The sequence below is a fragment of the Brevundimonas sp. genome, assembly GCF_019636155.1.
GTDB lineage: Bacteria > Pseudomonadota > Alphaproteobacteria > Caulobacterales > Caulobacteraceae > Brevundimonas.
Genome location: NZ_JAHBYB010000005.1, coordinates 164,054 through 184,116 on the forward strand (window position 1 = coordinate 164,054; position 20,063 = coordinate 184,116).

Here is a 20,063-nt window from a genome sequence, read left to right on the forward strand (position 1 = left end):
CCCGGCCAGGGACATGGATTAAGGCCCCTTTCGGCTCGCAATTTGAGCCCGAATTTCCTATATTTCCAAGCGAGCGGCGCGGGGGTCTCCAGCGTCGATTCGTGCGGCCTGATCGCCGCCTGTGGCCGTCCCGTCCCAGGGACCTTTGACCGACGATTTCATGACCGACGACAACGCCGCCTCGCCCGAATACGGCGCCGATTCCATCAAGGTTCTCAAAGGCCTGGACGCCGTTCGCAAACGGCCGGGCATGTATATCGGCGACACCGACGACGGTTCGGGCCTGCACCACATGGTCTATGAGGTGGTGGACAACGCCATCGACGAGGCCCTGGCCGGTCACGCCGACCTGGTCGAGGTGATCCTGAACGCCGACGGTTCGGTCACCGTCACCGACAACGGGCGTGGCATTCCCACCGCCATCCATGCCGAGGAAGGCGTCTCGGCCGCCGAGGTCATCATGACCCAGCTGCACGCCGGCGGTAAGTTCGACCAGAACTCCTACAAGGTGTCCGGCGGCCTGCACGGCGTCGGCGTGTCGGTGGTCAACGCCCTGTCGGACTGGCTGACGCTGAAGATCTTCCGCGACGGCCAGGTGCACGAGATGCGCTTCGAGCGCGGCGACACGGCCAAATCCCTGGAGGTCACCGGCGTGGCGCCGATGCGCGACAGCGGGCCCAGGGCGGGCGAGCCCCTGACGGGCACCCAGGTCACCTTCTATCCGTCGCTGACGACCTTCAGCCACATCGATTTCGACCTGAAGACGCTGGAGCACCGCCTGCGGGAGCTGGCCTTCCTGAACTCGGGCGTGCGCATCCGCCTGGCCGACCATCGCGGGGCCGAGCCGTTCGAGGAGATCCTGCACTACGAGGGCGGGGTCGAGGCCTTCGTGCGCCACCTGGACAAGTCCAAGTCGCCTCTGCTGAAGGACGTCATCAGTGTGCGCGGGACCAAGGACGGCATCGAGCTGGACCTGGCCCTGTGGTGGAACGACGGCTACCACGAGACCATGCTGTGCTTCACCAACAACATCCCGCAGCGGGATGGGGGCACGCACCTGTCGGCCTTCCGCGCGGCCCTGACGCGGGTCATGGGCGGCTATATCGAACAGGCCGGAGCCGCCAAGAAGGAGAAGGTTTCCGTCACCGGCGAGGATGCGCGCGAGGGCCTGACCTGCGTCCTGTCGGTCAAGGTGCCCGATCCGAAATTCTCAAGCCAGACCAAGGACAAGCTGGTCTCGTCCGAGGTGCGCCCGGCGGTCGAGGGCCTGTGCCAGGAGGGCCTGGCCCAGTGGTTCGAGGAGCATCCGGTCGAGGCCAAGATGATCGTCTCCAAGATCGTCGAGGCGGCCGCCGCGCGCGAGGCGGCGCGCAAGGCCCGCGAACTGACCCGGCGCAAGTCGGCGCTGGAAATCAGCAGCCTGCCGGGCAAGCTGGCCGATTGTCAGGAACGCGATCCGGCCAAGTCCGAACTGTTCATCGTCGAGGGCGACAGCGCCGGCGGCTCGGCCAAACAGGCGCGCAACCGCGAGAACCAGGCGGTCCTGCCCCTGCGCGGCAAGATCCTGAACGTCGAGCGGGCGCGGTTCGACCGCATGCTGTCCAGTGATCTGATCGGCACCCTGATCCTGGCCCTGGGCACCGGCATCGGCCGCGACGACTTCGACGCGGACAAGCTGCGCTATCACAAGATCATTCTGATGGCCGACGCCGACGTGGACGGGGCGCACATCCGCACGCTTCTGCTGACCTTCTTCTACCGCCAGATGCCCGAGCTGATCGAGCGCGGCCATGTCTTCATCGCCCAGCCGCCGCTGTACAAGGTCGAGAAGGGCAAGTCGCACCGCTATCTGAAGGATCAGGCGGACATGGACGCCTATCTGATCGAGGAGGGCGTGTCCGAGGCCGAACTGGACCTGCCCGGCGGCGAACGCCGCACCGGCCGCGACCTGGAAGCCCTGGTGCGCGAGGCCAAGGCCTTCAAGGCGGGGGTGGATCGCCTCAGCCAGCGGGCTCCGGCCTTCGCCATCGAACAGTCGGCGCTGGCGGGCCTGTTCGCCGAGGACGGCGGCGATCCGGCCGCCGCGGCCGCGCGCCTGAACCTCTATGCCGAGGAAGGCGACGGCCCCTGGGGGGGGCAGGCGGCGACCCAGGGCGCGATCGCCTTCGAACGCTCGCGCCGGGCGGTGACGGAACGCATCGTGCTGGAGGAAACCCTCATCCGGTCGCTGGACGCGCGGCGTCTGTCGGAACGGGCTGTCAGCTTCGACGGGGTGTTCAACGCCCCGGCCGTGTTCCGGCGCAAGGACAAGGCGGTGACCGTGCGCGGGCCTATCGACCTGCTGAACGCCGTGCTGGACGCGGGCAAGAAGGGCATCAAGATCCAGCGCTACAAGGGCCTGGGCGAGATGAACCCCGAACAGCTGTGGGAGACGACCCTGGACGCCAACGCCCGCACCCTGCTGCAGGTCCGGGTCGATCACGGCGGCGACGCCGACGACCTGTTCGCCAAGCTGATGGGCGATGTGGTCGAGCCGCGCCGCGAGTTCATCCAGGAAAACGCCCTCGACGCCGCCGTCGACGCCTGACCGGCGCGCCGGATCACGCAGACGTCGGGACGGCGCCGTCACTTGGCCAGGATTGGCGGCCAAGGATCGGTCATGACGCGCCTGATCCTGATGCTCGCCTGCCTGCTGGCCGCCCTGCCGGTCCGGGCCCAGTCCCCGACGGGCGCCGCCGCCTTCCGCTCGGAACGCATCCTGGTGGAGACGCGCGGCCAGGGCCCTGACGTCGTGCTGATCCCCGGCCTGGCCTCGACCTCGACCCTGTGGCGACGCACCGCCGACCGGCTGGCGGACCGTTACCGGGTGCATCTGGTGACGGTGCGCGGCTTCGGGCCCACCGATCCCGGCGCCAACGCCTCAGGCGCCCTGAGCGGGCCGGTCACCGTCGAGCTGGAACGCTACATGGTCCAGGCCGGACTGGAGCGGCCGGCCCTGATCGGCCATTCCCTGGGCGGCCAGATCGCCTTGCGCGCCGCGGCCGACCAGGGGCGCCGCGTCGGCCGGGTCATGGTGGTGGACGCCGCCCCCTTCTTCCCGTCCCTCATCCGTTCGGACGCCCGGCCCGGGGATGTCGAGTCCCTGGCCCGCATCGTCTATTCGACCCTGCTGCTGCTGGGCGACGATGCGCTGAAAGCCCAGGTCCAGGCCCTAGGCGTTGATCTGGGCGGCGCCTCCGGAGCCATCTTCGGAACCCTGGGCTGGCAGGGCGGCGACCGGCGCGTCCTGGCCCAGGGCCTCTACGAGGTCATGACCGTGGACCTGCGCGGCCGGCTGGCGGACGTCGCCGCGCCAGTGACCGTGGTCTATGGCTGGAGCGCCGACGACATGAACCCCCGGGCTCAGGTCGACGCCCTGTTCCGCGCCGGCTATCGCGGCCTGCGGACCCCCGCCCGGTTCGAGCGGATCGAGGGCGCCGAACACATGGTGATGATCGACCGGCCCGACGCCTTCCAGGCGGCGGTCGAACGCTTCCTGCGCTGACTCAATCCGCCGCCAGGTCCCGGACGAAGGCCTGAAGGGCCGCGTCGTCCGCCATGTCGCCGTCATACAGGTGGGTCGGACGCTGCGGCTCGTTGTTGCCGCGCGGGCGGCCGCGATAGACCTTCATGGGGACCCCGATCCGGGCCAGGCCCGAGGGCAGTTCGTCGCCGCGGATTTCCATATAGACGGTGTCGGCCGAGGTCTCGCGCCCGATCTGCACCGCGCCCAGGCTCTTCCACAGATCGACCGCATCCAGGCAAGCCGAGGCGCAGCCTGCGTCGGTCAGCACATAGACCGGGCCAGCCAGGGGGTCGGTCGCCGCGACGGGCGCAGCCGCCGGCGCAGCCTCGTCGTTCTGCTGGCGCCAGTAGGGCCGGCCCTCGGCCCGGGCCGCCGTCATGCCGTCGACCGCGTTCTGGGCCCAGGCCAGAAGCTCGGGATCGCCGCCGTCCCTCTGGGAATCGCGGAACTCCTCGATCGCCTTCAAATTGTCGTCCGAGGTGCGCCAGTCCACGGCGTCGGAGCCGGGCTCGGGGTGGGCGTCGATCCAGGCCTGGCCCCACAGGGCGCGCGCCATCTCGACGCTCCAGTGCGAAGACCCCCCGCCGTTGCCGCGCAGGTCGAACACCACATAGGGCGCCGCCCGCAGGCCGTCCTGGTCGTCGGTCATCTGGCCGATGATCGCCGTCAGCCGGGCGTGAGGCCTCGCCGCCGGATCACCGTTGAACGAAGGGGCGGAGATCCAGACCCCGCCGTCCTGCAGCCGGGTCATGGCGAAGTCGGTCGCGGCGCGCTGGCCCAGGCGCGCTCGCCGCGTCCGCAGATCGTCCGGCGCCGCCCGCCAGGCCAGGTCATAGGCCCGCGCCTGGCCTTCAACCTCGAACCGGCACTGGCGCATCTCGCCGATCCAGGGATTGGAGGGGTTCAGGAACAGGCTGTCGCCGTGGCGCGCGCGCTGGGCCTCCAGGAACCAGCGGCCCTGGAACCGGCCCACCCGATCGGCGGCCAGGGTCTCGGCCCCGACCCCGTCGCAGTCGATCAGACGGGCCCCCAGGGGCGGGGCGGAGAGGTCGGCCGCGTCGCGGTCGGCCACCACCTGGTCGGCGCCGCGATAGACGGTCAGGAAGCCCGGCCAGCGGGTCGGGAAGCCATAGGTCTGGTCCTTCAGCCCGATCTGGACGTGGCCGTCCTCGAACCCGGCGACATAGGCGCGCAGGGCCCACCACCAGCCGCCCACGGAATCCGCCGTCCGCGCCCGCTCCAGCGCCTCGTCCAGGCCGCGATCCAGCCGCGGGCGGAACTCGGGGTTCAGGGGATCGAAACTGCCCGGATGGCTGTCGGCCATGATGTCATGCAGGGCGCGGGCGTCCGCCGCCAGGGTCGCGCCCCAGTCGCGCGGCTCGGTCAGGGCCGGAGCGGACTGGGCCAGGGCCGGCAGGGCGGTCGAGGCGGCCAGGACCGCCGCCGTCACGAGGAGAAAGGGCCTCATGAGACTTCCATAACGCTGTTTGTCCGCCTATAGGCGACCGGCCGGCGGCCGCCAATTTAAGGATCGGTCATCCTGAAGCGGCGTCAGTCCGCCTGGGCCAGGACCGCCAGGACGGCCGCGCCATAGCGGTCCAGCTTGCCCGTCCCCACGCCGGAGATCCCCGCCAGGGCGTCCAGGTCGCGCGGCCGGATCGCGGCGATCTCCAGCAGGGTGCGGTCCTGGAAGATGACATAGGGCGGCACATGCTGTTCGGCCGCCCGTTCGCGGCGCCAGGCGCGCAGGGCGTCGAAGCGCGCCCGCGTCGGCCCGTCCAGGGCCTCGGCCGCCAGGTTGCGCCCGGCGTTGCGGCGGGGCCGTTCGGGACGCGCCCGCTCCGGCGCGCGACGCACGGCGATGGCGCGTTCGCCACGATAGACGGCCCGCACCATGGCCGGGTCGCCCAGCCTCAGCACCGGCTTACCCTCGTTCGGATCCTCGACCAGCAGCCCCTCGAACATCAGATGGTCGATCACCGCGCGCCAGGCGTTCAGGCTCAGTTCGGCGCCCACGCCCCAGGTCGACAGGGCCGTCTCCCACGGCTGGGCGTCCTTGGTGCGGCCGGTCAGATGGTCGATCACCCGGCCCCGGCCAAACCGTTCGCCCAGCCTCTGGACCGCCGCCAGGGCCTTCTGGGCGGGCACCGTCACCTCGTCCAGAACCGGCGGATCGCCGCAGATGTCGCAGACCCCGCAGGGCGCCGCGTCCGTCTCGCCGAAATAGCGGCGCACGGCCTGGGGCCGGCAGACCGCGCCGTCCAGCATGGCGAACAGCTGGCGCGCCTTCCTGACCTGGGCCGCCTTGACCGCCTCGTCCATCGGCCGCCCCTCCAGCCGGCGCAGGGTCCAGGCGATGTCGGACGGGCCGTACAGGGTGATCCCCTCGGCCGGATCGCCGTCACGCCCGGCGCGGCCGATCTCCTGCCAATAGGCCTCCAGCGAGCCGGGCGGATCGGCATGGATGACGAAGCGGACGTCGGGCTTGTCCACCCCCATGCCGAAGGCGATGGTGGCCACCATGACGGCGGCGTCCTCGGCCAGGAACCGTTCCAGGCGGCGGTCCCGTTCGCCGGCGTCCATACCGGCGTGATAGGCGATGGCGTTGATCCCGGCGTCGCGCAACGCCTGGGCGACCCGCTCGCAGCCGTCGCGGCTGCCGCAATAGACAACGCCGGACTTGCCCCGGCGCTCGCGCACCAGATCGACCACGGCGGCGTCGGTGCGGGCGCGCGAGGCGCTCTCCTTCGCGATGGCGGAAAGCTGCAGGTTCGGCCGGGCGAAGCTGTCGACGAAGACCTGGGCGTCGTTCAGGCGCAGGGAGGCCAGGATGTCGTCGCGCGTCCGCTGGTCGGCGGTCGCCGTCACCGCCATGCGCGGCGTGCCGGGGAAGAGTTCGGCCAGCCGTCCCAGGGTGCGGTAGTCCGGCCGGAAGTCGTGGCCCCACTGGGACACGCAGTGGGCCTCGTCGATGGCGATCAGCGACAGGGGCAGTTCGCCCAGCCGGTCCTGGGTGTGAGGCTGGGCCAGACCCTCGGGCGAGACATAGAGCAGGTCCAGTTCACCCGCCCGCGCGGCGCGCCAAACGGCGGCGCGGTCGTCCATCGACAGACCCGAATCCAGCCGGGCGGCGCGAACCCCCTGCTGTTTCAGCGCCTCGACCTGGTCGGTCATCAGGGCGATCAGGGGCGAGACCACCAGCCCCAGGCCAGGGCGCAGCAGGGCGGGAATCTGATAGCAGACGCTCTTGCCCCCGCCGGTGGGCAGGACGGCCAGGACGTCGCGTCCGGCCAGGGCCTGGGCGATCACGCCCGGCTGCAGGCCACGGAAGTCGCCATGGCCCCAGACCCGCCGCAGCAGGTCGCGCGCTGCGCCCAGGTCGGCGGCGGCGGGCGGAACGGTCAGCGAGTCGGCGGGCATGGGGCGTTCGTGCCCCATTCGTTCCGCGATGTCACGGAACGAAAAACGCCCCGCCGGAGACCGACGGGGCGCTTGTTCGCGGACCTGGCGTCCGATCAGGCGTTTGCGGCCTGCGGTGTCTCGGCGGCGCGGCTGAAGGCCAGGGCGATCAGTCGGTCCCAGCCCAGCAGCGACACCAGGTGGGCGTAGATCTGGCCCAGGGCGCCATTGTCGCGCAGTTGCGTCAGCTTGTCGGCCGGCAGGGCCTTCAGCTTCTCTTCCGAGACGGCGAAATAGTCGGCCAGCTTCTGCGGCGTTCCGGCCGAACCGTCGGGGTTGCGCGGGGTGAAGTTGGCTTCACGCTTCTCGAACAGATCCAGTTCGGTCAGCAGTTTGACGAAGCTCTCGGTGCGCTGGCGCTCCTGCTCGAAATTGTTGCAGAATTCCATCGCCTGCTTGGTGTAGTCGCTGGGCTGGCCATCGACGAACAGGGGCATTTCCCCGCCTTCCGTCAGGAAGGGCGCCGACCGGTCGATGCACAGGATCAGGCGGTCCTGGGCCTCGTCATTGGCGAAGACGAACGGATAGCGGCGCACATAGGCCGGGATGTAGGCGTCCGGACGGAAGCGGCCGTCGGCCTCGACGTAGAAATTCTCGGCCGTGCGCAGGCCCATGACCGCGGCCGGCTGCTTCTGGGTCTCGCCGACGAAGATGACCGGATAGGACAGGGCCGCCGGGGCGAATTCGGTGACCGTCACCGGCACCAGGTTCGAGGCGCCGACAAAGCCGAACGGCTGGTCGCTGGGATTGACCCCCAGCTTGCCGTGCTGCTCCAGGTTCAGGGGCTCGGGCTGGTTGTAGAACAGGACGCTGCCGGTCATCTGGCCGGTCGCTTGGGTGGTGTCGGTCATGGGAGAGGCGAGGCTCTTGAAACGGGAAAGGCGGGCCTTCTAGCCCAACCCCGCCTCCGCCGCAAACCCGCTCGCCCCTCGGGCGGGCGCGGCGCCCCCTCACGATGAAAAAGAGACGCGACCCTTTCGGATCGCGTCTCTCGATCAGGCGCCCCTGCAAGGGGAGGGACGGGGCGCCGTCACATCGCTCCTACTCAGTAGCGGCGGCCGTTGCGGTCGCGCGACTCGGAGCGGATCTGGGCCGACAGCCGGTCCATGCGGCGGTCCAGGTCGGCCCGTTCCCAGGCGGTCAGGCCGCCACGGCGGTACTGGGCTTCCAGCCGCACGATCTGGTTGAACTCCGACCGCAGGCGGACGGCCTCGCGGCGGCTGATCTGGCCGGCGCGCACGCCCATGTCGATGCGGGCGTTCAGAGCGCGCTGGCGCTGGTTGATCGGCTGCCAGGCGCCGTAACCGGGGCCGGAATGGCTGGCGGCCGGGCCGCGCGCCGGGCCGTGACCGTAGGACTGGGCGGCGGCCGGAACGGCGACGGAGGCCGCGGCCACGACGAGGGCGGGGATCAGAAAGGTCTTTTTCATCGGTCGTCTCCTTGGTTCGGACCGCCTCCGGCCCAGGGGAAAGGCCGGCTGCGATGGAGACAGTGAAACAGCCCGGGGCTGAGCCCGATCTGAACGGCGCGGGTCAGGCGGGGTTCATCTTGCGGCCCGGCGCGGCGGGCCTCTCACTGGCGGCGCGGCGTAATGGGCCTGAAGACCACCCCCGCGCCGGTCATAATAAGCGCCGCGCCTCTGGTCTGGACGCCAAAGACGCCTAAACTGGCCGTTCAGCCGCTGTTCAGCGGAAGAGGCCTAGATCGGCGACCATGTTCCGCAACCGCATCCTGTCCCGCACCGCGCAGGCCGCCCTGATGGCGGCGGCCCTCGGCGCCGCCCTCGCCCCGGCGGCGACAGCCCAGGTGCGCTCGCCCTTCGCCGGCTCTCTGCGCCAGGACGAGGCCCGCGACGAGCGCCGCGAGGGCCAGCGCGTGGACCTGCGCGAAGTGGTCCGGCGGGTGTCCTCCGGCCGCCAGGGCCGGATGCTGGGCGTGTCCGAACGCCAGAGCGGCGGGCGGCTGGTCTATGTGATCCGTTGGGAATATCCGGGCGGCCGCGTGGCCGACATCATGGTCGACGGCCGCACCGGCGCCGTCATCGGGGAACGTTGAATCCATGCGCGTGCTGCTTGTCGAGGACGACGCCGATCTGTCGCGCCAGCTGAAGGGCGCCCTGTCCGATGCCGGATACGCCGTCGACCACGCCGCCGACGGCGAGGAGGCGCATTTCCTGGGCGACACCGAACCCTATGACGTCATCGTCCTGGATCTGGGCCTGCCCAAGATCGACGGGGTCTCGGTGCTGGAGCGCTGGCGCCGCGAGGGCAAGACCACCCCAGTCCTGATCCTGACCGCGCGCGGCGCCTGGTCGGACAAGGTGTCGGGCTTCGACGCCGGGGCCGACGACTATCTGACCAAGCCTTTCCATACCGAGGAGCTTCTGGCCCGGCTGCGCGCCCTGCTGCGCCGCTCGGCCGGTCATGCGGCGGCCACCCTGGCCTGCGGCGGGCTGAGGCTGGATCCGCGCGCCGCCCGCGCCAGCGTCAACGGCGAGCCCCTGCGCCTGACCAGTCTGGAATACCGGCTGCTGCACTATCTGATGATGCACCAGGGCCGGGTCATCAGCCGCACGGAACTGGTCGAACACCTGTATGATCAGGACTTCGATCGCGATTCCAACACCATCGAGGTGTTCGTCGGCCGACTCCGCAAGAAGATCGGGCCCGACCGTATCGAGACGGTGCGCGGCCTGGGCTATCGGCTGGCGCCCCTGGCGGGCGAAACCGACGCGTGAACCGGTGACCGAGGCCCCGCCCCCGGACGTCGCCCGGCCCGTGCGGCTGGGCCGGCTTCGCGCCTGGGGTGGATGGTTCCGGCGGCCGGGGCGGTCCCTGACCCGGCGTCTGATCTGGCTGGCCTCGGGCTGGATCCTGATCGCCCTGGTGGTGACCGGCTTCGTCCTGACCTCCCTGTTCCAGGAATCGGCCCTTCGCCGGCTGGGCGCCTCGCTGAACGAGACCATCGACCAGGTCGTGCTGGCGACCTCGGCCACGGCCAAGGGGGTGACGGTCGGCGCGATCCTGGATCAGCGCACCCTGAACATCTATTCCGGCAAATACTGGGGCGTGGCCGAGCCGGCGGCCGGCGACCATCTGAGGATCCTGGCCCGGTCGCGGTCGCTGTGGGACGCCGAACTGCCGGTCCCGGCCGACCTGCCCCCCCGGCTGGTCGACGCCATCGGCCAGACCATCACCTACAACGCCGTCGGACCGGCCGGAGAGCCCCTGCGGGTCGCCGCCTCGATGAAACAGCTGCCGGGCCGGGCCGGGCCGGTGGTCTTCCTGGCGGGGCTGGACCGGTCGGATGTCGACGCCGACACCCGCCAGTTCGCCACCGTCACCTGGCTGGCCCTGCTGCTTCTGGGCGCGGGCCTGGTGACCGCCGTCCTGCTTCAGGTCCAGATCGGCCTCAGCCCCCTCTACGGCCTGCGCAACGAGATCGCCGCCGTGCGCAAGGGCCGCAAGGCCCGGATCGAGCGCGCCTATCCGGTCGAGATCCAGCCCCTGGCCGAACAGGTCAACCGGCTCCTGGACCACAATCAGGAAGTGGTGGAGCGCCAGCGCACCCACGTCGGCAACCTGGCCCACGCCCTGAAGACCCCGATTTCGGTCATGCTGGCCGAGGCGGGAACGGCGGAAGGGGCCCTGCCCGAGATGGTCCGGCGCCAGACCGGGGTGATGCAGGCCCAGGTCGATCACCACCTGCGCCGCGCCCGCGCCGCCGCCCGCGCCGCCCACGGCCTGGGCGAACGCACCCCGGTGGCCGACGTCATCGACGAACTGGCCGTGATGCTGGAGCGGGTGTTCGAGACCAAGGGGGTCGAGATCGACTGGCGCGCCCCCGACAGCCTGGGCTTCCTGGGCGAGCGGCAGGATCTGCAGGAAATCCTGGGCAATCTGATCGAGAACGCCTGTAAATGGTCGCGGCGCCGGGTGCGGGTCTCGGCCGGGCCGGGGGCGCCGGGCCTACTGATCGCCGTGGTCGAGGACGACGGTCCGGGCCTGCCCGTCGACCAGCGCGAGACGGTGCTGAAACGCGGCGCCCGGCTGGACGAATCCGCCCCCGGCTCGGGCCTGGGCCTTTCGATCGTCGACGAACTGGTGCGGGCCTATGGCGGCCGGTTGACCCTGGCCGAGAGCGATCTGGGCGGGCTTAAGGCCATGCTGGAGCTGCCCGCCGCCGAGGCCTGACGCGGGCCGACGCCAACGCGGCATTAACCCTGTTGTGGCGCAATGGCCGTCCCTACATCCGCGCACGCCCGGCCATGGCGTGACTGGGAGCTTCGCGTGACCGAGCTGTCGGCCGCCCATCGCCAGGCCCTGGCCCGTATCCTGGACGCGTGCGACGACGCCGCCCTGGGTCGGCTGGAACGCGCGGTCGGCGCCCTGCCCGGGGCGCGCGCGGCCGGTTTCGCGGCCATGATCCGGGACGAAGGCCGCGACCGCCGCCGTCGCCGACTGGCCCTGGCGCCCATCCTGCCCCTGTTCCGTCCGCGCCGCGACGGCGTGCCCGGCCTCGGCTTCCCCCCGGCCCTGCTGGGCCCGATCTGGCGCGCGGCCGCGGCGGCCGAACAGCCCGACCTGCTGGCCCGGCTGGACGACGAGGACGACGACCTGCCCGCTCTGGGCGACCGGCTGTGCCTGCTGGCGGCGGGGGCGATCCGCCGGGGCGGCGGCGGAATCGCCGAGGCGGCGGCCGGCGGCGACCTGGAAGAGCTGGCCCGCTGTTTCGACCTGGCCCCGACCGTGCGGCGGGGCCTGTCCAGTCTGGCCGCCTGGACCGACCGCCCGGATGGCGAACAGGCGGCGGAGCTGCGCGTCATGGTCCGCGACGCGGCCGAACAGTCGCCCGACGGCGCCATCCGCCTGATCGAGATCTTCTTCGCCCATCTGGACGACGCGGCCCGCATTCTGCGGATCCTGGTCCAGACCTCGGGCGCCGCCGGACGCGAGGCCTTTCTCAGCGAATCCGAAATGGGCGTCTTCGTCGAACGGCTGGTGGACGCCATGGAGGCGCGGGCCGCGCGGCTGTCGGCCTTCCAGCCATCGGACGGGGCCGAGGCCCTGGCGGCGGTCTCGGCCGACCTGGCCTGGTGCGCCGGCGTCTTGGGGGAAATCGACCTGACGCTTCAGATCCGGCCCGACAGTCGCTGGGGCCGGCGCATCCGCGCCCTGCGCGATTCCGTGGCCGCGCGGCTGGAGCGGCGGCTGAACGAGGCCGAACGGGCCGTGGACGAGGTCCTGCCGATGGAGCGGATCCAGACCATTGGCCGGATGACGCGCGAGCTCCCGGCCTTCGACGCGCCTGAGGACCGCGCGGCGGTCGACCGCGCCCGCATCCTGATGTCCCTGGTCGCGGCGATCCGGCGGCCGGCGGCGGTCTTCGCCTGCGAGGCGGCGCGCACCCGCCTGCTGGCGGCGCTGGACGAGCGGCTGATGACCTATGCCGACAGCGCCCTGGAGCTGATCAACGCCGGCCTGGCGCCGGACGAAGACCGCGCCCTGACCCGGGTCGAGCTGGCGGCGGACTTCCTGGCGCGGATCGAGCGGGCCGACGCCGCCCGCGCGGTGCGGCGTCGCGTCGCGGCGGCGGGCGCCTGCCAGCCCCATCCCCTGCCCCATCCCCAACCTCTGGCCGCGACCGCGTCTTCCGCCGCCTGATCCGCCCGGCGCGGATTCCCCGTCGGGCCGATTACGGCCTGATCGAAAATGGTCTAGAGGCTCGCCGATGACGATCTTCTGGATCCTGACCGGCCTGGCCACCGCCCTGGCGGCTCTGTTGATGCTGGCCGGCGCCCGGCGCGGGGCCGGGCCGGGCGTCGAGGTCGAGCCGGGACGCGACGAACTGGCCGCCCTGGACCGGTTGCGCGCGCGCGGCCTGCTGGACCCGGCCGCCTGGGCCGCCGCCCGCGCCGAGGCGGGACGCCGCATCCTGAACGCCGCGCCCGGCCGCGCGCCGGCGCCGCATCCGCTGGACGGCCGCTGGATCCTGGCCGCCGCCGGCGCGACCGCCCTGGCCGCCCTGGGCCTCTACGCCGCGACCGGCGCGCCGGGCCTGCCGGACCAGCCCTTCGCGCGTCGGGTCGAGGCCTGGGCCGCCCAGCCCCAGACCCTGGACCCGGCCCAGCTGGCCGCCGTGGTCGAACGCGCCGTGCGCGACCGGCCCGACGATCCCGAGGCCCTGCGCATGCTGGGCGCCGCCCGGTTCGAGGCAGGCGACCCCGTCGGCGCGGCCTCGGCCTTCCGCCGCGTCCTGACCCTGTCACCCGACGACCCCCAAAGCTGGGCGCGACTGGGCGAAAGCCTGGTGCGCGCCAACCAGGGCGCCGTCGGCGGCGACGCCGAGGCCGCCTTCTCCGAGGCGCTGAAACGCGATCCGGACCAGCTGGGCGCCCGCTATTTCCTGGGCGAGGCGGCCCTGTCGCGCGGAGAGGCGGCGCGGGTGCGCGACCTGTGGGGCCCGCTGATCGCGGCCCTCGATCCAGCCGATCCGCGCCGCTCCGACCTTATCTCCCGCCTGCCGCAGGCCCCGCGATGAGCTGGCTGCCCCGTTCACCCCGGGCGCGCCGGCGCCTGATCGTGCTCCTGGCCGTGGCGCCGGTCCTGGCCCTGGCGGTCGGCCTGTCCCTTTGGGCCATGCGCGGCAGCGTGACCTATTTCTTCAGCCCGTCCGAAGTGACCGAGGCCGCCGCGCCGGCGGGCCGCAACATCCGCCTGGGCGGCCTGGTTGTGGCCGGCAGCGTCCAGCGCCGGGCGGACGGCGAGGTGGCCTTCACCGTCACCGACAACGCCGCCGAGACGCCCGTCATCTATCGCGGCGACCTGCCCGACCTGTTCCGCGAGGGCCAGGGGATCGTCGCGGAGGGGGCCTTCGACGCCGACCGCGTTTTCCACGCCCGCCAGGTCCTGGCCAAGCACGACGAGACCTATATGCCGCGCGAGGTGGCCGAGCGGCTGAAGGCCCAGGGCGAGTGGCGGCCTGAAGCGGGCGGCGCCCCGACGGCGGCCGGCGCATGATCGTCGAGACCGGCGCCTATCTGCTGGCCCTGGCCCTGGCCCTGGCTCTGGCTCAGGCGGGCCTGTCGGCGGCGGGGCGCGCCCGGCTCAGTCCCGTTCTGGCGGGGGCGGCGAACGGGGCGGCCATCGCCTCGGCCGCGGCAGTCGCCCTGGCCTTCGGCGCCCTGGTCTGGGCCTTCGTGACCTCGGACTTCTCGGTCGCCAATGTCGCGGCCAACAGCCACACCGACAAGCCGATGCTCTACAAGGTCGCCGGCGCCTGGGGCAGCCATGAGGGGTCGCTGCTGCTGTGGTGCCTGGTCATGACGGCGTTCGGGGCCGCCCTGGCGCGGGCGCGGGGCCTGCCCTTCCAGCTGAAGGCCTCGGCCGTGGCGGCCCAGGGGTCGCTGTCGGCCCTGTTCCTGGCCTTCGCCGTCTTCACCTCCAGCCCGTTCGTCCGGCTGGACAGTCCTCCGGTGCAGGGGGCGGGGCTGAATCCCCTGCTGCAGGACCCGGCCCTGGCCCTGCATCCGCCCCTGCTCTACGCCGGCTATGTCGGATTTTCGGTCTGTTTCTCCTTGGCGGTGGCGGCCCTGGTCGAGGGTCGGGCCAACGCCCCCTTCTGGCCCGCCTGGGGCCGCTGGGTGCGGCCCTGGGCCCTCGCCTCCTGGGCCCTGCTGACTGTCGGCATCGCCCTGGGCTCCTTCTGGGCCTATTACGAACTGGGCTGGGGCGGCTGGTGGTTCTGGGACCCGGTCGAGAACGCCAGCTTCATGCCCTGGCTGGCGGGCGCCGCCCTGCTGCATTCCGCCGTGGTGACCGAGCGGCGCGGGGCCCTGGCGGGATGGACCGTCTTCCTGGCCCTGCTGGCCTTCACCTTCTCCATGCTGGGCGCCTTCCTGGTGCGGTCGGGCGTCCTGACCTCGGTCCACGCCTTCGCCGTCGATCCGGAGCGGGGCAGCCTGCTGCTGGCCATACTGGGGATGACCGCGGGCGCCGCCTTCGTCCTCTACGCCTGGCGCGCGGCCCAACTGAAGGCCGGAGGCCTGTTCGCCCCTGTCAGCCGCGAGGGCGCCCTGGTCCTGAACAACCTGTTCCTGACGGCGGCGGCGGCCACGGTGCTGCTGGGCACCCTCTATCCCCTGATCCTGGAGGCGGCGTCCGGTGCGGCCATCTCGGTGGGACCGCCCTATTTCAACGCCACCTTCGCCCCCCTGATGGCGGTCGCCCTGCTGGTCCTGCCGCTCGGCCCCCTGCTGGCCTGGAAGCGCGGCGACGCCCGGGGCGCGATCCAGCGCCTGTGGCTCGCCGGAGCGGTCGCCGTGGGCGCCGGCCTGCTGTCCTTGGTCCTGCATCAGCCCCGCCAGGGTTTCGCCGCCGCCGGGATCGCCCTGGGCGCCTGGCTGATCGCCGGCGCCGTCGCCGAGGTCGCCGAGCGCCTCCGCCTGTTCCGCGCGCCGGGTCATGAAAGCCTGCGCCGCGCGCGCGGCCTGCCCCTGGCCGCCTGGGGCATGGCCCTGGCCCACGCCGGCCTTGGGGTCTTCGTCCTGGGGGCCGTGGTCGAGACCGGCTTCAAGGTCGAGGCGGCCCGCCCCCTGGCCGTGGGCCAGGCGCTGAGCGCCGGGCCTTATGAGGCGACCCTGGACGATGTCCGCATCGTCGAGGGGCCGAACTATCTGGCCGAACAGGCGCATCTGACGGTGCGGACCCGCGACGGCCGGGCCGGGCGGGCGGTGACGGCCGAGCGGCGTTTCTTCCCCGCCGGGGGGCAGACCACGACCGAGGTCGGGCTGGATTTCCGGGGACTGGATGATGTCTATCTGACCCTGGGCGAGCGGCGGTCCGAGGACGGGGCCCCGGCCTGGGCCGTGCGAATGCATTTCAACCCCTGGGCGCGGCTGATCTTCCTGGGGCCGCTGCTGATGGCCCTGGGCGGGCTGCTATCTCTGCTGGACCGACGCCTCCGCCTGGGCGCCGGTGCACGCCGCAAGCCGGGCGAGACGCCGGGATGAGGCGCGCCCTGCTGATCAGCCTGGCCGCGATGGGCCTGATGGCGGCCGAACCCGCCCCGACGCCCGACCGTCCGCTGGCCGATACGGCCCAGGAGGCGCGCGCCCAGGCCCTGTTCGACGACATCCGCTGCGTCGTCTGCCAGCACGAGGCCATCGCCGACAGTCCCGCGGGTGTCGCCGCCGACATGCGCCGCCTGGTGCGCGAGGAGATCGCCGCCGGCCGCACCGACGCCCAGATCCGGGCCGGGCTGGTGGACCGTTATGGCGACTACATCCTGTTCAGGCCGCCGGTGCGGGCGGGCACATGGCTGTTGTGGTTCGGGCCGTTCCTTCTGGTGCTGATCGCCGGCGCCGTGCTGCTGCTACGCGGCCGAAAGTCGGCCCTCAGCGAGGCTCCACCCCTGTCATCGGACGAGGAAAAGGCCCTGGCCGACCGACTGGCGAACGACGATGCGGCGCCCTAAATACTTGACGTTGACGTAAACGTAGGGTTTCTGACGACCACGTTTCGATTCCAGACCTTCGCCCTGATAGCCGCACCGTCGTCCCTCAAGCAGCGAGGCGCCGCGCGCCGAGCGTTAGGGACACAAAGGAGAGATCATGACCGACGCCTACATCTATGACGCCGTGCGCACGCCGCGCGGCAAGGGCAAGGCCGACGGGTCCCTGCACGAGATCACGGCGCTGAGCCTGGCCACCCAGGTGCTGGAGGCCCTGCGCGACCGCAACGGGTTGGACACTTCCAAGGTCGATGACGTCATCCTGGGCTGCGTCTCGCCGGTGGGCGAACAGGGCGCCGACATCGCCCGCACCGCCGTGCTGAACGCCGGCTGGTCCCAGACCACGGCGGGCGTCCAGGTCAACCGCTTCTGCGCCTCGGGCCTGGAAGCGGTGAACATGGCCGCCGCGAAAGTGAAATCCGGCGAGGCCGACTTCGCCGTCGGCGGCGGGGTCGAGGCCATGAGCCGCGTGCCGATGGGCAGCGACGGCGGCGCCTGGCCGGTCGATCCGACCAGCGCCTTCAAGACCTATTTCGTGCCCCAGGGCGTCTCGGCCGACATGATCGCCTCGAAATGGGGCTTCACCCGCGACGACGTGGACGCCTATTCGGTCGAAAGCCACAAACGCTCGGCCCGGTCGTGGGAAGAAGGCCGGTTCGCCAAGTCGGTCGTGCCGGTCAGGAACCAGCTGGGCCTGGTCCAGCTGGACCGCGATGAGACCATCCGCCCGAACACGGACATGCAGACCCTAGGCGGGCTGAATCCCTCCTTCGCCATGATGGGCGAAATGGCCTTCGACGCCGTGATCCAGCAGCGCTATCCCGAGGTGGCGCGGGTCGATCACGTCCACACCCCGGGCAACAGCTCAGGCATCGTCGATGGTTCGGCCGGGGTGCTGATCGGCTCGCTGGAAGCCGGCAAGGCCCTGGGCCTGAAGCCGCGCGCGCGCATCAAGGGCGCCGCCTCCATCGGGTCGGAGCCGTCGATCATGCTGACGGGTCCGGAGTTCGTGACCCACAAGCTGTTGGCCAAGCTGGGCATGACGCCCGCCGACATCGACCTGTATGAACTGAACGAGGCCTTCGCCGCCGTCGTCCTGCGCTACATGCAGGCGCTGGACATCCCGCACGACAAGATCAACGTCTGCGGCGGCGCCATCGCCATGGGCCACCCCCTGGGCGCCACCGGCGCCATGATCACCGGCGTGGTGCTGGACGAGCTGGAACGCTCCAACAAGGAAACCGCCCTGGTCACCCTGTGCATCGGCGGCGGCATGGGCACCGCCACCGTCATCGAACGCGTCTGATCCGGGAGCGAATGGATATGGAAAACTTCAAGATCGACGTCGACGCGGATGGCGTCGCTACGATTGTGTTCGACGTGCCGAACCGGTCGATGAACACCCTGACCGCCTCGGTGATGCAGGAAATCCCCCAGTGGGTCGAACGGGTGAAGACCGACGACGCCATCAAGGGCGCGGTCCTGACCAGCGGCAAGGCGTCGGGCTTCTGCGCCGGGGCGGACTTGGGCGACATGGCGTCGGGCATGCTGGGCGGGGCGGACCTTCAGGCGGCCTATGACGCCGGCTGGCGGCTGAACGGCGCCCTGCGCGCGCTGGAGACCTGCGGCAAGCCCATCGCCGCCGCTATCAACGGCCTGGCCCTGGGCGGCGGCCTCGAACTGACCCTGGCCTGCCACTATCGCGTGGTCGAGGACGATCCGAAGATTCAGCTTGGCCTGCCCGAGATCAAGGTCGGCCTCTTCCCCGGCGGCGGCGGCACCCAGCGCCTGACCCGCCTGGTCGGCGTCCAGGCGGCCATGATGGCCATGAGCGAGGGCAAGTCCTTCCGCCCCAACGACGCCAAGGGCGCCGGCATCGTCCATGAGGTGGTCGAAAAGGGCCAATCGGTCGACGCCGCCAAGGCCTGGATCAAGGGCGCCCCCAAGGCGGTCCAGCCGTGGGACGAGAAGGGCTTCAAACTGCCCGGCGGCGGTCCCTATCATCCGGCGGGCATCCAGAATTTCCTGGTCGGCAACGCCATGATCAGGAAGCAGTCCTGGGGCAACTACCCGGCCGTGCTGAACCTGATGAAGGCCGTCTATGAAGGCGTCCAGGTGCCGATGGACGCGGCCCTGCGGATCGAGACCCGCTATTTCATCAAGACCCTGATGACGCCCCAGGCGCAGGGGATGATCCGGTCGCTGTTCCTGTCGAAACAGGAACTGGACAAGGGCGCCGTGCGTCCGGCCGGCGTGCCCAAGTCGGACCCCAAGAAGGTCACCGTCCTGGGCGCCGGCATGATGGGGGCGGGCATCGCCTATGTGCAGGCCCTGGCCGGCATCGAGACCATACTGATCGACCGCGACCAGGAGAGCGCCGACAAGGGCAAGGCCCATGTCGCCGACCTGCTGAGGAAGCGCCTGTCCAAGGGCGCCATCGACCAGGCCAAATATGACGCCCTGCTGAACTCGGTCACGGCCACCACCGACTACGACCTGATCAAGGGGTCGGACCTGGTGATCGAGGCGGTGTTCGAGAACCGCGAGATCAAGGCCGATGTCACCAGGCGGGCCGAGGCCCAGCTGGCGCCCGGCGCCGTGTTCGGCTCGAACACCTCGACCCTGCCGATCACTGGCCTGGCCGAAGCCAGCGTCCGGCCCGAGGACTTCATCGGCATCCACTTCTTCTCGCCCGTCGACAAGATGATGCTGGTCGAGATCATCCTGGGAGAAAAGACCGGCGAGGCGGCGATCGCCAAGGCGCTGGATTATGTCATCAAGATCAGGAAGACCCCGATCGTGGTCAACGACGGGCGCGGCTTCTACACCTCGCGCTGCTTCGGCACCTATGTGGCCGAGGGCATGGCCATGCTGGAAGAGGGCTACAACCCCGTCCTAATCGACAACATCGGCCGCATGACCGGCATGCCGCGCGGCCCGCTGGAAATGCACGACGATGTGGCGCTGGACCTGTCGGTCAAGATCGCCAAACAGACGGCCGAGGACCTGGGCGACAAATACCAGCCGCTGCCGGGCTCCGAGATCGTGCGCAGGATGGTCGAGGATCTGGGCCGCTACGGCCGCAAGAACGGCAAGGGCTTCTACGACTATGACGTCAAGCCCAAGGTCATCTGGCCCGGTCTGGCGGACCTGGCCCCGGTGAAGATCAACGATTCCACGCCCGAGATGGTCGAGGACCAGAAGCGTCGCCTGCTGTTCCGCCAGGCGGTAGAGGTGGCCCGCTGCTGGGAAGAAGGCGTGATCGACGACCCGCGTGAGGCCGACGTCGGCGCCATCCTGGCCTGGGGCTTCGCGCCCTGGACCGGCGGCCCGATCACCTACATCGACCAGTATGGGCTGAAGGCCTTCGTCGAACAGGCGGACGCCTACGCCGCCCGCTACGGCGACCGCTTCGCCCCGCCCCAACTGCTGCGCGACATGGCAGCCAAGGGCGAGACCTTCTACCGACGCTTCGCCGGCAAGAAGGCGGCGGCCTGATCCTGACGCCGCCTCTTCAGAGGCGGCGTCT

General features: G+C 71.0%; 16 protein-coding genes. 12 read left to right on the top strand and 4 right to left on the bottom strand.

From position 1 onward, the window contains the following. Positions 1–160: 160 nt before the first annotated feature. Complete coding sequence (gyrB, locus tag KF910_RS07725; protein WP_292260175.1) at positions 161–2,587, top strand: DNA topoisomerase (ATP-hydrolyzing) subunit B; 2,427 nt, start codon at positions 161–163, stop codon at positions 2,585–2,587. Between the two features lie 72 nt (positions 2,588–2,659). Next, positions 2,660–3,544: an alpha/beta fold hydrolase gene (locus KF910_RS07730; protein WP_292260177.1), complete on the top strand. Its 885-nt coding sequence runs from the start codon at positions 2,660–2,662 to the stop codon at positions 3,542–3,544. A gap of 1 nt (position 3,545) precedes the next feature. On the opposite strand, the gene KF910_RS07735 is transcribed toward KF910_RS07730, so the two are convergent. The 4 genes from KF910_RS07735 to KF910_RS07750 all read right to left on the bottom strand — a co-directional run bounded on the left by KF910_RS07735 (position 3,546) and on the right by KF910_RS07750 (position 8,453). Beyond that, on the bottom strand, positions 3,546–5,033 hold the full coding sequence (locus KF910_RS07735) for a S41 family peptidase (RefSeq protein ID WP_292260178.1): 1,488 nt from the start codon (positions 5,031–5,033) through the stop codon (positions 3,546–3,548). 83 nt (positions 5,034–5,116) lie between these two features. After that, positions 5,117–6,985 (bottom strand): DNA helicase RecQ, encoded by a 1,869-nt coding sequence (gene recQ / locus KF910_RS07740; protein ID WP_292260180.1) that lies wholly within the window; start codon positions 6,983–6,985, stop codon positions 5,117–5,119. A gap of 95 nt (positions 6,986–7,080) precedes the next feature. Next, positions 7,081–7,875, bottom strand: coding sequence for a SapC family protein (locus KF910_RS07745; protein ID WP_292260182.1), 795 nt, complete (start codon positions 7,873–7,875; stop codon positions 7,081–7,083). A gap of 194 nt (positions 7,876–8,069) precedes the next feature. Further along, on the bottom strand, positions 8,070–8,453 hold the full coding sequence (locus KF910_RS07750; RefSeq protein WP_292260183.1) for a hypothetical protein: 384 nt from the start codon (positions 8,451–8,453) through the stop codon (positions 8,070–8,072). Between the two features lie 284 nt (positions 8,454–8,737). On the opposite strand from KF910_RS07750, the gene KF910_RS07755 reads away from it, so the two are divergent. The 10 genes from KF910_RS07755 to KF910_RS07800 all read left to right on the top strand — a co-directional run bounded on the left by KF910_RS07755 (position 8,738) and on the right by KF910_RS07800 (position 20,032). Further along, positions 8,738–9,079, top strand: a complete 342-nt coding sequence (locus KF910_RS07755) for a PepSY domain-containing protein (RefSeq protein ID WP_292260184.1) — start codon at positions 8,738–8,740, stop codon at positions 9,077–9,079. Positions 9,080–9,083: 4 nt separating this feature from the next. Next, a complete protein-coding gene (locus tag KF910_RS07760; RefSeq protein WP_292260187.1) occupies positions 9,084–9,761 on the top strand; it encodes a response regulator transcription factor in 678 nt (225 codons plus the stop codon). Positions 9,762–9,765: 4 nt separating this feature from the next. Beyond that, the gene (locus KF910_RS07765) at positions 9,766–11,217 is read left to right on the top strand and encodes a sensor histidine kinase (RefSeq protein ID WP_292260190.1); all 1,452 of its coding nucleotides are present in this window, start codon (positions 9,766–9,768) and stop codon (positions 11,215–11,217) included. Between the two features lie 96 nt (positions 11,218–11,313). Then, positions 11,314–12,687, top strand: coding sequence for a hypothetical protein (locus KF910_RS07770; RefSeq protein WP_292260192.1), 1,374 nt, complete (start codon positions 11,314–11,316; stop codon positions 12,685–12,687). A gap of 67 nt (positions 12,688–12,754) precedes the next feature. Continuing rightward, positions 12,755–13,564, top strand: a complete 810-nt coding sequence (gene ccmI / locus KF910_RS07775; RefSeq protein WP_292260195.1) for a c-type cytochrome biogenesis protein CcmI — start codon at positions 12,755–12,757, stop codon at positions 13,562–13,564. Beyond that, positions 13,561–14,043 (top strand): cytochrome c maturation protein CcmE, encoded by a 483-nt coding sequence (gene ccmE / locus KF910_RS07780; protein WP_292260197.1) that lies wholly within the window; start codon positions 13,561–13,563, stop codon positions 14,041–14,043. The genes ccmI and ccmE overlap by 4 nt, the downstream gene beginning before the upstream one ends. After that, positions 14,040–16,034, top strand: a complete 1,995-nt coding sequence (locus KF910_RS07785) for a heme lyase CcmF/NrfE family subunit (RefSeq protein ID WP_292260198.1) — start codon at positions 14,040–14,042, stop codon at positions 16,032–16,034. The genes ccmE and KF910_RS07785 overlap by 4 nt, the downstream gene beginning before the upstream one ends. Continuing rightward, complete coding sequence (locus tag KF910_RS07790; RefSeq protein WP_292260201.1) at positions 16,031–16,498, top strand: cytochrome c-type biogenesis protein CcmH; 468 nt, start codon at positions 16,031–16,033, stop codon at positions 16,496–16,498. The genes KF910_RS07785 and KF910_RS07790 overlap by 4 nt, the downstream gene beginning before the upstream one ends. Positions 16,499–16,634: 136 nt before the next feature. After that, complete coding sequence (locus KF910_RS07795; RefSeq protein WP_292260203.1) at positions 16,635–17,840, top strand: acetyl-CoA C-acetyltransferase; 1,206 nt, start codon at positions 16,635–16,637, stop codon at positions 17,838–17,840. Between the two features lie 17 nt (positions 17,841–17,857). Next, positions 17,858–20,032, top strand: a complete 2,175-nt coding sequence (locus tag KF910_RS07800) for a 3-hydroxyacyl-CoA dehydrogenase NAD-binding domain-containing protein (RefSeq protein WP_292260206.1) — start codon at positions 17,858–17,860, stop codon at positions 20,030–20,032. The last annotated feature ends 31 nt before the right edge of the window (positions 20,033–20,063 follow it).